Genomic DNA, 14,413 nt, shown 5'->3' with positions numbered 1-14,413 from the left:
TCAGTCGGCGTTGCGGCCGAGCTGGTTGTCGATGAAGTCGAAGATCTCGGAGGCGGACGCGGACTCCAGCGGGGCCGCCGCCGCGGGCGGCTCCTCGCCGGCCCGGGTCTCCATGGACCTGGACAGCAGGGTCTGGAGGCGCAGCGTGATTCTGGCGGCGGTCTCCTCGTCGTAGTCGGAGCCGTTGAGACCGGCCTCCAACCGGTCGAGATCGTCGAACACCGGGGGCTGCGCCGTCTCGTCGGGCGCGGCGTGGGCGAGGACGTGGTCGGCCAGGGCCTGCGGGGTGGGATGGTCGAAGATCAGTGTGGCGGGGGCGCGGACACCGGTGACGGCGGTGAGCCGGTTGCGGAGTTCGACCGCGGTGAGCGAGTCGAAGCCCTGGTCGAGGAAGGGGCGGTCCTTCTCGACGCCGGTGAGGTCGGGGTGGCCGAGAACCGCGCCGGCCTCCGTCCTGATGAGCGTGAGGACGATGTCCCGCTGGTCGGCGCGGCTCCGGCCGGCCAGCCGCTGGGCCAGGGAGTCGCCCTGCGCGGCCGAGGTCGCGGCGGTGCGCCGCGCCGGGGTGCGGACCAGGCCGCGCAGCAGCGGGGGGACGGTGTCGAGGGCTCGGACGCGGCTGAGGTCGAAGGAGGTGGCCACGGGGGCGGGGTCGGACTGGGCGACGGCGGCGTCGAAGAGCCGCAGCGCGTCGCGGTCGGTGAGGGGGAGGAATCCGTCGCGGGTGAACCGGGCGGGGTCGCTCTCCGCCGTCGCGCCGCCGGATCGGCGGGCCTCGCCCCACAGGCCCCAGGCGATGGAGGTGGCGGGCAGTCCGAGGGCGGCGCGGTAGTGGGCCAGTCCGTCGAGGAAGCCGGTGGCCGCCCCGTGGTTGGCCTGTCCGGGGCCGCCGAAGACGCCGGTGACGGCGGAGAAGAGGACGAAGGCGGAGAGGTCGGCGTCCCGGGTGAGTTCGTGCAGGTGCCAGGCCGCCTCGGCCCGGGGCCGCAGGACCTCGTCCAGCCGTTCGGGGGTGAGGGCGGTGAAGGTGGCGTTGGCGAGCGTGCCCGCGGCGTGCACCACGGCGGTGAGGGGACGGTCGGCGGGGATGCCGGCCAGGACCTCGGCCAGCGCGTCCCGGTCGGCGGTGTCGCAGGCCACGATCGTCGCCCGGGCACCGAGGCCGGCGAGGTCGGCCTTGAGCTGTGCCGCGCCCTCCGCCCCGGGGCCGCGCCTGCCGAGCAGCAGCAGATGGCGGACGCCGTGTTCGGCGGCCAGATGGCGGGCGACGCGGGAGCCGAGGGCCCCGGTGCCGCCGTTGATCAGTACGGTGCCCTCGGGCCGCCATCCCCCGGGCCCGGCGGCGGGGCGGGCCGTGTCCGGTGCGGGACGGGCGAGCCGGGGCGCCGAGGCGGTGCCGTTGCGCACCCGGATCCTGGCCTCGCCGGAGGCGACGAGGGCGGAGAGTTCCGCGGCGGACATCCGGTGGTCGTCGGAGTCGACGAGGACGATCCGGTCGGGGTTCTCGGACTGGGCGGAGCGCAGCAGGCCCCAGACCGCGCCGGCCGCCAGATCGCGGGTGTCGGCGTCGCCGCCGGGCACCGCGCCGTGGGTGAGCACCACCAGCCTGGTGTCGGCGAGGCGTTCGTCGGTGAGCCACTCCGTGACCAGCGCGAGCATCCGGTGGGTGGCGGCGGTCACGGCGCCCGGGACGGCGTCGGGGACGCCCGCCCGGCCCGATGACGGCAGCAGCACCGCGTCAAGGGTAACGCCCGCGGCGATCGCGTCGCCGACCGCCGCGACGCCGCCGAAGCGGTCGCCGACGGCGACCAGCCCGTCGTCGCCCAGCGTGCCCCAGCGGAGCGCGGTCCCGGTGGCGAGGGGGATCCGCTCGGTCCAGTCGACCCGGTACAGGGAGTCGTGCGGCCGGCGTTCCGGCACGGTGAACGCCGCCGCGGGGAGACGGACCAGGCCGAGCGAGGCGATGTCGGCGACCGGCCGGCCCTCGGGGTCGGCCAGGTGCAGGGACCAGCCGGAGGAGCCGGAGCGGCGGACGGTGACCCGCAGGGTGGTGGCCCCGGTGGCGTGGAGGCGGATCCCGCCGCCGAGGGAGGGCAGGGTGACGCCGCCGCCGTCGGGCTCGCCCTCGGCGACCATCGCCAGCATGCAGGCGGCCTCGGTCAGCGCGGGGTGCAGGCCGAACCCCTCGGGCGCGGCCCCTTCCGGCAGGCTCACCCCGGCGTACAGGGTTTCGCCGTCGCGGTGGACCGAGGTGAGCGCGACACCGCTCGGCTCGGGGTCCTGGCCGTGGGCGAGGAGCAGACGGCGGACCTCGTCGGCCGGGATCTCCTCGCCCGGCGGCGGCCAGGCGGCCGGGCCGTCCTCGGCGGCGGGTTCGCCGTCGGACCGGGCGAGGAAGCCCTCGGCGTGCAGGGTCCACGCGGCGCCGGGCTCGGGCGCGCCCGCGTGGATCCGCAGGACACGGCGGCCGGGCTCGTCGTCGGGGGCGACGGAGACCTGGAGGGCGGTGGTCCCGCCGGCCTCCAGGACCAGGGGGGCGTGCAGGGCGAACCGCTCCAGGACCGGGTGGCCGACCTCGTCCCCGGCGCGTACGGCCAGGTCGAGGAAGGCTCCGGTGGGCAGGAGCGGCGCGCCGAGCACGGGGTTCTCGCCCAGCCAGGGGTGCTCCCCGGACTGGACGGAGCCGGTGAAGAGGACCCCGCCGGAGTCGGCGAGGCGGACCGCCGCGCCGAGCAGCGGGTGCTGGGCGGGGGTCAGTCCGAGCGCCGAGGCGTCGGCGGTCTCGGCGGGGACGTCGAGCCAGAACCGCTCGCGGAGGAAGGAGTAGGTGGGCAGGGCGACGGGGGCGGCGGGTGCGGCGGGGACGAGGGCGCGGTCCCAGTCGACGGGGACGCCGGCGAGGCGGAGCCGGCCGAGGGTCTCGGCGAGGGTCTCCCGCTCGGACCGGTCGCCGCGCAGCGTCGCGAGGGCGACCGGGTCGCCCTCGTCGAGGGTCTCGCCGACCAGCGCGGTCAGCACTCCGCCGGGACCGACCTCGACGAAGGCGGCGGCTCCCCGGTCCGCCAGAGCGCGGGCGGCGTCGGCGAAGCGGACCGTCTCCCGGACATTGCGCACCCAGTACCCGGGGTCGGTCAGCAGCCCCTCGGGGGCGCGTTCGCCGGTGACGGTGGAGACGACGGGGACGGTCGGCTCGCGGTAGTCCAGCCCGGCGGCGAGCCGGCCGAACTCCGCCAGCATGGCGTCCATCGACGGGGAGTGGAAGGCGTGGCTGACGGTGAGCCGCCGGGTCTTCCTGCCGAGCCGCTCGAAATCGGCGGCGAGCCGCAGTACGGGCTCCTCCTCCCCGGAGACGACCACGGCCCGGGGGCCGTTGACCGCGGCGATGGAGAGGGTCGGGGGGAACTCCTTGAGCGCCTGTGCGACTTCGTCCTCGGTGGCCCGGAGGGACACCATCGCACCGGTCTCGGGGAGCGCCTGCATCAGCCGGCCGCGCGCGGCGACCAGCAGGGCCGCGTCGGGCAGGGTGAGGACGCCCGCGATGTGGGCGGCGGCCAGTTCGCCGATGGAGTGGCCGGCGACCAGATCGGGGCGGACGCCCCAGGCGGCGAGGGTGCGGGCCAGGGCGGTCTCGACGGCGAAGAGCGCGGGCTGCGCGTACTCGGTGCGGTCGATGAGATCGGGCTCGCCGAAGACGACCTCGCGCAGCGGCCGGTCGAGATGGCGGTCGAACTCGGCGCAGATCTCGTCGAACGCCCCGGTGAACTCGGGTACGTGGTCGTACAGTTCCCGGCCCATTCCGATGCGCTGGGAGCCCTGACCGGTGAAGAGGAACGCGACACGGCCGGCGGTCCTGGGCAGGATCGTCTCCCCGCCGTCGGCCAGGGACCGCAGCCGCCGCAGGAGGGTGTCGCGGTCGCCGCCGGCCAGCACCGCGCCGTGGCCGAGCGCGGCGCGGGTGGTGGCGAGGGCGTGGGCGACGTCGGCGGGGCGGAGCTCCTCGTCGGCGGCGACGAAGGCGTGGAGACGGTCGGCCTGGCGGCGGACGGCCTCGGGGGTGTGGCCGGTGACCGTCCAGGGCACGACGCGCGCCCCGCCGGTCCCGGACACAGGCTCGGGCTCGGGGGCCGGGGCGGGGGCGGGCTCGGGGGCCGGCGGCTCCTCGATGATGGCGTGGACGTTGGTGCCGCTGACGCCGAAGGACGACACGGCGGCCCGGCGGGGCCGGTCGCCCCGGGGCCAGGGGCGGGCCTCGGTGAGCAGTTCGACGGCTCCCTCGGCCCAGTCCACGTACGGGGTGGGCTCGTCGACATGGAGCGAGGCGGGCAGGGTGTCGTGCCGCATCGCCTGCACCATCTTGATGATGCCGCCGACGCCCGCGGCGGCCTGGGTGTGGCCGATGTTGGACTTCAGCGAGCCGAGCCAGGCGGGCGCGTCGGCGGGCCGGTCCCGGCCGTAGGCGGCGATGAGCGCCTGGGCCTCGATCGGGTCGCCGAGCCGGGTGCCGGTGCCGTGGGCCTCCAGCGCGTCCACCTCGGCGGGACGGAGCCCCGCGTTGGCGAGGGCCTGCCGGATCACCCGCTCCTGGGCGGGCCCGTTGGGGGCGGTGAGACCGTTGGACGCGCCGTCCTGGTTGACGGCGGAGCCGCGCAGCACCGCATGCACCCGGTGGCCGTTGCGCCGGGCGTCCGAGAGCCTCTCCAGCACCAGCATGCCGACGCCCTCGGCCCAGCCCGTGCCGTCCGCCGCCGCCGCGAACGCCTTGCAGCGGCCGTCGGTGGCCAGGCCGCGCTGGCGGGAGAACTCGACGAAGGTGTTGGGAGTGGACATCACGGTGACGCCGCCCGCGAGGGCCAGGCCGGTCTCGCCCTGGCGGAGCGACTGGGCGGCCAGATGGAGGGCGAGCAGCGAGGAGGAGCAGGCGGTGTCGACGGTCATCGCCGCGCCCTCGAAGCCGAAGGAGTAGGCGATCCGGCCGGAGGCGATGCTGCCCGCGCTGCCGTTGGCGAGGTAGCCCTCCAGCTCCTCGGGGGTGTGGCGGACCCGGGCGGCGTAGTCGTGGTACATGACGCCCACGAAGACACCGGTGTCGCTGCCCTTGAGGGTGGTCGGGTCGATCCCGGCGTGCTCGAACGCCTCCCAGGAGTTCTCCAGGAGCAGTCGCTGCTGGGGGTCCATGGACAGCGCCTCGCGGGGTGAGATCCCGAAGAAGTCGGGGTCGAAGAGGGCCGCGTCGTGCAGGAACCCGCCGTGCCGGGTGTAGGAGGTGCCGGGGTGCTCCGGGTCGGGGTCGTAGATCGCCTCGGTGTCCCAGCCGCGGTCGGTGGGGAAGGCGGAGATCCCGTCGCCGGAGGTCCGCACCAGTTCCCACAGGTCGTCGGGGGAGGTGACGCCGCCGGGGTAGCGGCAGGCCATGCCGACGATGACGATCGGGTCGTCCTGGCCCGCGTCGCCGGCTGCGACGGCGACGGGAGCGGCGGCCGGGGCCGGCAGGGCGTCGGCGAGCCGGGTGTGGAGATACTCGGCCAGCGCGGCGGGCGTCGGATGGTCGAAGATCAGTGTGGCCGGGAGGCGGACGCCGCTGCTCAGGGTGAGGCGGTTGCGGAACTCGACGCCGGTGAGGGAGTCGAAGCCCAGCTGGAGGAACTGGTGGTCGGTGTTGACCGCGCCGGTGCTCTGGTGTCCCAGGACCTCGGCGACCTCCTTGCGGATGACGTCGAGCACATACCCCCGCCGGTCGGCCTCGGGCAGGGCGGAGATCCGCTGGGCCAGGGACCCGGCTCCCTCCTGCCCGCCACCTTCGGCGGCGCGCCGCACGGGGACCCGGACGAGTCCGCGCAGCAGCCACGGCACCTGGTGACCGGCGCGGATGGCCGCCAGGTCCAGGGGCGCGGCGACCAGCGCGGAGTGGGGCGTACGGCCGGCGGCGTCGAGGAGGGAGGTACCGGTCTCCTCGGAGATCGGCAGATAGCCGTCGCGGGCGAGCCGCCGGAGGTTGATCTCGTCGAGCTGGCCAGCCATGCCGCCGCTCTGCCGCCACAGGCCCCAGGCGAGGGAGGTGGCGGGCAGTCCGAGGGCGGCGCGCCGCCGGGCGAGCGCGTCGAGGAAGGCGTTCGCCGCGCCGTAGTTGGCCTGCCCGGGGCTGCCGAAGGTGCCGGCGGCCGAGGAGAAGAGGACGAAGTGGGTGAGCCCGGCGTCCCGGGTCAGCCGGTGCAGGTTCCAGGCCGCGTCCGCCTTGGGGCGCAGCACCGCGGAGGTGGACTCGGGGGTCAGTGCGGTGACGGTGCCGTCCTGGACGATGCCCGCGGTGTGGACCACCGCCGTCAGGGGGTGCTCGGCGGGGATCGCGGCGAGGGTCGCGGCCAGCGCGCCGGCGTCCGCCGCGTCGCAGGCGGCGAGGGTGATGTGCGCGCCGAGGCCGGTGAGTTCGGCGGCCAGTTCGGCGGCTCCCTCGGCGTCGGGGCCGCGCCTGCTGGTGAGGAGGAGACGGGTGACGCCGTGGGCGCGGACCAGATGGCGGGCGACGAGCGAGCCGAGCGAGCCGGTGCCGCCGGTGATCAGTACGGTGCCCCCGGACTCCCACGGCGTGCCCCGGTCCGTCTCGGTCTCGTCCGGGGCGGTGGCCGCGCGGGCCAGCCGGGGGGTCAGCACGGCATCGCCGCGTACGGCCGTCTGCGGTTCCCCGGAGGCGAGTACGGCGGGGACGGCGGCGGCGAGGGCCGTCGCGTCGCCGGGGACCGTGTCCATGAGCACGAAGCGGCCGGGCTGTTCGAGCTGTACGGCGCGGAGCAGTCCCCAGACGGCGGCGCCGGCCAGGTCCGGGGTCTCCGTGCCGTCGACGGCGACCGCGTTCTCGGTGAGGACCACGAGCCGGACGTCCGAGAGGCGGTCGTCGGCCAGCCAGCGCTGGACGAGGTCCAGGGTGCGGTGGGCGGCCAGATGGACATCGGCGACCGGGTCGTCGGCGTCGGCCGGGGCCGGCAGGGGCCGGGTGAGGACGGCGTCGACGCGTTCGCCGGCGGCGAGGGCCGCCGCCACCTCTTCGGCTCCGGTGTGGCGGGGGGCCACGAGTCCGGGGTCGGCTCCCATGACGACCCACCTCGGCGGGGCGTCCGCCGTCTCGGGGGCCGGGGCCGCCGGGCTCCAGTCGACGGTGAAGAGGGCGTCGGCGTGCTCGGGGCGGGCGGCGTCGATCTGGCCGGTGGAGATCTCCCGCAGGACGAGCGCCTCGACGGAGGCGACGGGCCGGCCGGTGTCGTCGGCGAGCCAGAGCGCCAGGGCGTCCCTGCCGTCGGGTACGAGCCGGACGCGCAGCACGGTGGCGCCGGTGGAGTGGAGGCGGACGCCGCGCCACTCGAACGGGGCGCGGGTGCCCCGGTCGGCGGTGTCGTTGCCCTCGGAGAAGACCACCGTGTGCAGGGCGGTGTCCAGCAGCGCGGGATGCAGGCCAAAACCGGCGGTCTCGCCGCCCTCGGCCATCCGGACCTCGGCGAACAGCTCGCCCTCGGCGCGCCAGACCCTGGTCAGTCCCTGGAACATGGGCCCGTAGCCGTACCCCTGCTCGGTCAGCAGGTCGTACAGGCCGTCGACCGCGACCTCCTCGGCCCCGGGCGGCGGCCAGGCGGTGAGGTCGAAGTCGGAGGCGGCTCCGTCGGGGGCCAGGAAGCCCTGGGCGTGGAGGGTCCACGGGCCGTCGGAGCCGGGGCGGCGGCTGTGGACGCCGATCTCGCGGCGGTTCAGCGCGTCGGGGCCGCCGACCCGGATCTGTATCCGTACGCCGCCGTCGGGGGGCAGCACCAGCGGGGCCTGGACGACGAGTTCGTCCAGAACGGGGCAGCCGACGTGGTCGCCCGCCTGGACGGCCAGCTCGACCAGGGCGGTGCCGGGGACGAGGACGGAGCCCAGGACGACGTGGTCGGCGAGCCAGGGGTGGGTGCGCACCGACAGCAGGCTGGTCAGCAGGAGGCCCTCGGTCCCGGCGAGTTCGACGGCCGCGCCGAGCATGGGGTGGTCGGCAGCGGTGAGGCCGAGCCCCGCCGCGTCGGGTGTCTGGGCGGCGGAGTCGAGCCAGTACCGTTCGCGCTGGAAGGCGTAGGTGGGGAGGGCGACCCGGTGGCCGCCGCTGCCTTCGAAGAAGCGGTCCCAGGCGATGTCCGCCCCGTGGTGGTGGAGCCGTGCCACGGCGGCGACCAGGCTCTCCGGCTCGGTGCGGTCGTTCCTCAGCAGCGGGGTGACGAGCGCGGCCCCCTCGTCGCCGGAGTCCGGCGCGTTCTGGGCGGCCAGCGCGGACAGCACCCCGCCGGGTCCGAGTTCGACCAGAGCGCCGACGCCGAGGGAGCGCAGGGTGTCGAGGCCGTCGGCGAACCGGACGGCCTCCCGGACATGGCGCACCCAGTAGTCGGGGGTGCCCAGCCGGGCGGGGTCGGCGAGCGCGCCGGTGACGTTGGAGACCACGGGGATGGCCGGGGCGTGGTAGGTGAGGGTGGCGGCGACCCGCTCGAACTCGGCGAGCATGCCGTCCATCAGCGGGGAGTGGAAGGCGTGGCTGACCTGGAGCCGTTTCGTCTTGCGGCCCTGGGCCGCGATCCGCTCGGCGACGGCGAGTACGGCGTCCTCCTCGCCGGAGACGACGACGGAGGAGGGGGCGTTGACGGCGGCGACGCCGGCCGAGGAGGCGTGGTCGGCGAGGAGCGTGAGGACCTCGTCCTCGCCCGCCTGGAGGGCGACCATGGCCCCGCCCGCCGGGAGCGCCTGCATCAGCCGGGCGCGGGCGGCGACGAGCTTGGCGGCGTCGGGGAGGGAGAGCACTCCGGCGACATGGGCGGCGGCGAGTTCGCCGATGGAGTGGCCGAGGAGGTAGTCGGGCCGCACCCCCCAGTGTTCGAGCAGCCGGAAGAGGGCGACCTCGACGGCGAAGAGCGCGGGCTGGGTCCATCCGGTCCGGTCGAGCAGCTCGGCCTCGGGGCTGTCGGCGCCGGCGAAGACGATCTCCCTCAGCGGCCGGTCGAGGTGCGGGTCGAGTTCGGCGCAGACCGCGTCGAAGGCGTCGGCGAACACGGGGAAGCCCGCGTGGAGTTCGCGGCCCATCCCGATGCGCTGGGCGCCCTGTCCGGTGAAGAGGAACGCGATTTTGCCGGGGCCGTCGGCGGGGGCGACGGCGGCCGGGGTGCCGCCGTCGGCGAGGGAGCGCAGCCCGCGCCGGGCGGCTTCGAGGCCGTCGGCGACGACGGCGGCCCCGTGCTCCAGCCTCGCCCTGCCGGTGGCCAGCGAGTAGGCGATGTCGGTGGGGTCCGCGCCGGGGTCGGCGTCGAGGAGGGCGAGGAGCCGGTCCGCCTGGTCGCGGAGTGCTGCGGGCGAGGCTGCGGACAGCAGCCAGGGAGCGACGGGCGGCGCTTTCACCGGTTCGTCGCCCGCGGGCGCGGGCTGTTCCCCGGCCGCTTCGAGGATGACGTGCGCGTTGGTGCCGCTGACCCCGAAGGAGGAGACGGCGGCCCGCCGGGGCGCTCCGGTCTCCGGCCAGGGCCTGGCCTCGGTGAGCAGTTCGACCGCGCCTTCCGACCAGTCGACGTGCGGGGTGGGCTCGTCGATGTGGAGGGTCTTCGGCAGCAGGCCGTGGCGGAGGGCCATCACGGTCTTGATGACGCCGCCGACCCCGGCGGCGGCCTGGGTGTGGCCGATGTTGGACTTCAGCGAGCCGAGGTGGGCGACGCTGCCCTCGGGCCGGTCCTGGCCGTAGGTGGCCAGGAGCGCCTGGGCCTCGATGGGGTCGCCGAGCCGGGTGCCGGTGCCGTGGGCCTCGATGAGGTGCACATCGCCCGGCGAGAGCCGGGCGTTGGCCAGGGCCTTCCTGATGACCCGCTGCTGGGACGGGCCGTTGGGCGCGGCGATGCCGTTGGACGCGCCGTCCTGGTTGACGGCGGAGCCGCGGACGACGGCGAGCACCGGGTGCCCGTTGCGGCGGGCGTCGGAGAGGCGCTCCAGCAGGATCATGCCGACGCCCTCGGACCAGCCGGTGCCGTCGGCCGCCGCGGCGAAGGACTTGCAGCGGCCGTCGGCGGCCAGCCCCCGCTGCCGGGAGAACTCGATGAAGGTGCCGGGCAGCGGCATCACCAGGACGCCGCCGCTCAGCGCGAGGGAGGACTCTCCGCTGCGGAGCGACTGGACGGCGAGGTGCAGGGAGGTGAGCGAGGAGGAGCAGGCGGTGTCGACGGTGACCGCGGGGCCCTCGAAGCCGTAGAAGTAGGAGATCCGCCCGGAGAGCACACTCGGGGAGCCGCCGACGAGCAGATAGCCCTCGACCTCCTCGGTGGACTCGTGCAGCCGCGGCCCGTATCCGTGGGCCCCGCCGCCGATGAACACGCCGGTGGAGCCGCCCTTCAGCGTGGTCGGGTCGATCCCGGCGCGTTCGAACACCTCCCAGGAGGTCTCCAGCAGGATCCGCTGCTGGGGGTCCATGGCGAGCGCCTCACGGGGGGATATCCCGAAGAACGCCGGGTCGAACAGGGGGGCGTCGTAGAGGAAGCCGCCCTCCCGGGTGTACGAGGTGCCGTGGTGCTCGGGGTCCGGGTCGTAGAGACTCTCCAGGTCCCAGCCGCGGTCTTCGGGGAACTCGGAGACGGCGTCCCGGCCGTCCGCGACCAGCCGCCACAGGTCCTCGGGGGACCGGACGCCGCCGGGGTAGCGGCATCCCATGGCGACGACGGCGATGGGCTCTCCCGCGGCGTCCTCGTGCTCCCGCAGCCGTCGCTCGGCGCGGCGGGTGTCGGCGATCGCCTGCTTCAGGTATTCGCGGAGCTTGTCCTCGTTGGCCATGTCGTTCAGTCCCTCTGCTTGGCGTCCAGGAGCTCGAAGAGCTCGTCGTCGGTGGCGGCTGCGAGTTCGGAGGCATCGGCGTCGTCGTCGGGCCGCGGCTCCCGCCATCGGGCGGTGAGGTCCCGCAGATGGCCGGCGACCAGCGCCTTCTGGTCCTCGTCCTGGGCGAACGCGGACAGCCGGGCTTCCAGGGCCACGAGTTCCGTCAGCACGGTGAGTTCCGTCAGGGTGTCGTCGGGGGCGAGTTCGGTACGGAGGTACTCGGCCACCGCCCCGGGGGTCGGGTGGTCGAAGACCAGGGTGGTCGGCACTCGTACCCCGGTGGTGTTCTTGAGCCGGTTCCGGAGTTCGACGGCGGTCAGCGAGTCGAAGCCGAGCCCCTGGAAGGGCTGTTCGGCGCCGATTCCCGCGAGGTCCCCGGAGTGTCCGAGGACCGCGGCGACCTCGCCCCGGACCAGTTCCAGCAGGATCTCGCGCTGCTCGGCCGGGGTACGCCCGGCCAGCCGCCGCCCGAGGGTGTCGCCGGCGCCCTCGTCCTTCGCCGCCAGGGAGGCGGCGCGGCGCGCGGGGAGCCGGATCAGACCGCGCAGCAGCGAGGAGAACTCTCCGGAGGCCCGGAGCGCCGCGAGGTCGAGCGGGGTGCCGGTGAGGACCGGCTCGTCGGAGACGAGTCCCGCGTCGAACAGGGCGAGGCCGTGTTCGGTGGGCATGGGACGGAATCCGTCGCGGGCGATCCGGCCGAGGTCGACGTCCTGGAGCTGGCTGGTGATGCCGGTCAGCTGCTCCCACAGGCCCCAGGCGAGGGAGGTGGCGGGCAGGCCGTGGGCGGCGCGGTGCTGGGCCAGCGCCTCCATGAACACATTGGCCGCCGCGTAGTTGGCCTGGCCGGGGCCGCCGAAGACGGCGGCGATGGAGGAGAACACCACAAAGGCGGCCAGGTCGGCGTCGCGGGTCAGTTCGTGCAGATGCCAGGCGGCGTCCACCTTGGGCCTCAGCACCCGCTCCACCATCTCCGGTGTCAGCGTGGACAGCAGCCCGGGGGCATGGGTGCCCGCCGCGTGCACCACTCCGGTGAGCGGGTGGCCGGCCGGGATCCCGGCGAGCAGGGCGGCCAGTTCCTCGCGGTCGGCGGTGTCGCAGGCGACGATCCGCACCTGCGCCCCGAGCCCGGTGAGTTCGGCGGCGAGCTCGGCGGCGCCCTCGGCGGACGGCCCCCGGCGGCTGGTGAGCAGCAGATGCCTGATGCCGTGCTCGGTGACGAGGTGGCGGGCGACGAAGCCGCCGAGGGTGCCGGTGCCGCCGGTGATGAGGACCGTGCCCTCGTGGTTCCAGGCCGGGGTCCGGGGCGCGTCGGCGGCGGCCACGGCGGCGCGGGCGAGGCGGGGCGCGAAGACGCCGCCCTCACGGATCATCAGCTGCGGTTCGTCGGTGTGCACCAGGCCCGCGAGCAGTGCCGGGGTCACGGTGTCGGCGTCGACGAGCTGGATGCGGCCGGGGGCCTCCGACTGCGCGGAGCGGGTCAGGCCCCAGACGGCGGATCCGGCCAGATCGGTGATGTCGCCCCCGGCGGCGGCGACCGCGCCGCCGGTGAGGACCACCAGCCGGGTGTCGGCGAGGCGTTCCTCGGCGATCCACTCGACGAGCGGCGCCAGTGTCCCGTTGACGGCCTCGTACACCTTCTCGACGGTGCCGGAGCCGGTGTCGGGCGAGAGCGGGCGGGGCAGGAGCACCGCGTCGATCCGCTCGCCCGCCGCGACGGCCGCCGCGACGGCGGCGATGTCGGGGAACGGGCGGGCGCCGGGGATCCCGGCCGGGGCCTCGGCCGCGCCGAGCACGCCCCAGCGGAGGGGTTCACGGGGTTCGGCGACGGTCAGCGGCGTCCAGTCGGGCCGGAACAGCGTGTCGTGGTGGGTGCGCGGGGCGGTGGCCCGGCGTTCGGGCACCGGCCGCAGGGCCACCGAGGCGGCGCGGGCGACCGTACGGCCGCTCTCGTCCGCCAGCAGTACGGACACCGCGCCCTCGCCGGCGGGGCTCAGCGTCACCCGCAGGGCGGTGGCCCCGGTGGCGTACAGCTCCACACCGCGCCAGGAGGCGGCCATCAAGGGGGTGCCGTCGTCGGGGGCGGCCAGCGCGGCGGGGTGCAGCGCGGCCTCGGCGAGGGCGGGGTGGATACCGAACAGGGCCGCGTCGGCCGCGGACTCCTCGGCGAGGCCGATCTCGGCGAACAGCTCGCCCCCGCGTTCCCATGCCGCGGTGAGGCCCTGGTAGCCGGGGCCGCAGGAGAGTCCGCGACGGGCGAGCCGCTGGTAGGCGTCGGTCACATCGAGGGCGGTGGCGTCCTTCGGCGGCCAGGCCTCCGGGTCGGGGCCGGGTGTCCCGGTCTCCGCGATCAGCCGGCCCTCGGCGTGGAGGGTCCACGCGGTGTCGCCGGTGTCGGGGCGGGAGTGGACGCGGACGGCCCGGCCGCCGTCGGCCTCGGCGTCCACGGACACCTGGACCAGGGTGGCGGTGTCCTCCGCGAGGTAGAGCGGCTCGACGACCTCGAAGGTGTCGAGGACGGGCGCGCCTGCCTCCTCTCCGGCGCGCAGGGCGAGTTCGACCAGGCCGCCGGCGGGGAGGGCCGCCGTGTCCCGCACCACATGGTCGGCCAGCCAGGGCCGGGTGTGCGGGGAGAGCCGGCCGGTGAAGAGGATCCCGTCCGCTCCGGCGAGGCCGACGGCCGCGCCGAGCAGGGGGTGTTCGACGCCTTCGAGGCCGAAGTCGCTCACGTCCGCGGTGGTGCTCTGGGAGGTCAGCCAGTAGCGGCGGTGCTGGAAGGCGTAGGTCGGCAGCCGCAGCCACTGCTTCGGGCGGCCGGGGAGCGCGGCGTGCCAGGCGACCGGGACGCCCCTCACGTACAGCTCGGACGCGGAGGCGAGGAGCCTGGCGGATCCGCCGTCCTCGCGGCGGAGGGAGCCTACGGCCGCTCCCCCGTCGACGCCGTCCTCCTCCAGGGTCTCGCCGATGCCTGAGGTGAGCACCGGGTGGGGGCTGACTTCCAGGAAGACACGGTGTCCCCGCTCGGCCAGGCCCCGGACGGCCTTCTCGAAGCCGACGGTCTCCCGGAGGTTGGTGTACCAGTAGTCGGCGTCGAGTCCGGTGGTGTCGAGGACGTCACCGGTGACGGTGGAGTGGAAGGGGACGTCGCCCGCGCGGGGGGCGATCCCGTCGAGCAGGGTGAGGATCTCGGCGCGCACCGCCTCCACATGGGACGAGTGGGAGGCGTAGTCGACCCGGATGCGCCGGGCCTGGACGCCCTCCTCCGCGTAGGCGGCGAGGAGCTTGTCCAGGGCGTCGGTGTCGCCCGCGACGACCACGGAGGACGGGGAGTTGACGGCGGCGACGGAGAGGGCGCCGCCGTGGTCGGCGAGCCGCCGGGCCACCTCGTCGTGGCGCAACGGAACGGACGCCATTCCCCCGGTGCCGGAGAGTCCGGCGAGGGCTCGGCTGCGGAGGGCGACGACGCGGGCGGCGTCCTCCAGACTGAGCGCGCCGGCGACATGCGCCGCCGCGATCTCACCCTGGGAATGCCCCACCACCGCCGCCGGACGCACCCCCAGCGACT

The 14,413-nt window shown here is 75.6% G+C and carries 2 protein-coding genes; both read right to left on the bottom strand.

The features are described from left to right. Window positions 1-10,809, bottom strand: coding sequence for a type I polyketide synthase (locus ABD371_RS17355; protein WP_344477865.1), 10,809 nt, complete (start codon window positions 10,807-10,809; stop codon window positions 1-3). Between the two features lie 5 nt (window positions 10,810-10,814). Beyond that, window positions 10,815-14,413: type I polyketide synthase (locus tag ABD371_RS17350; protein ID WP_344477862.1), on the bottom strand; the 3,599-nt coding region annotated here is incomplete at its 5' end.

The organism is Streptomyces amakusaensis (assembly GCF_039532665.1).
Lineage (GTDB): Bacteria > Actinomycetota > Actinomycetes > Streptomycetales > Streptomycetaceae > Streptomyces > Streptomyces amakusaensis.
The sequence above is the reverse complement of the archived record's forward strand: the minus strand, read 5'-3'. Positions and strand labels throughout refer to the sequence as shown.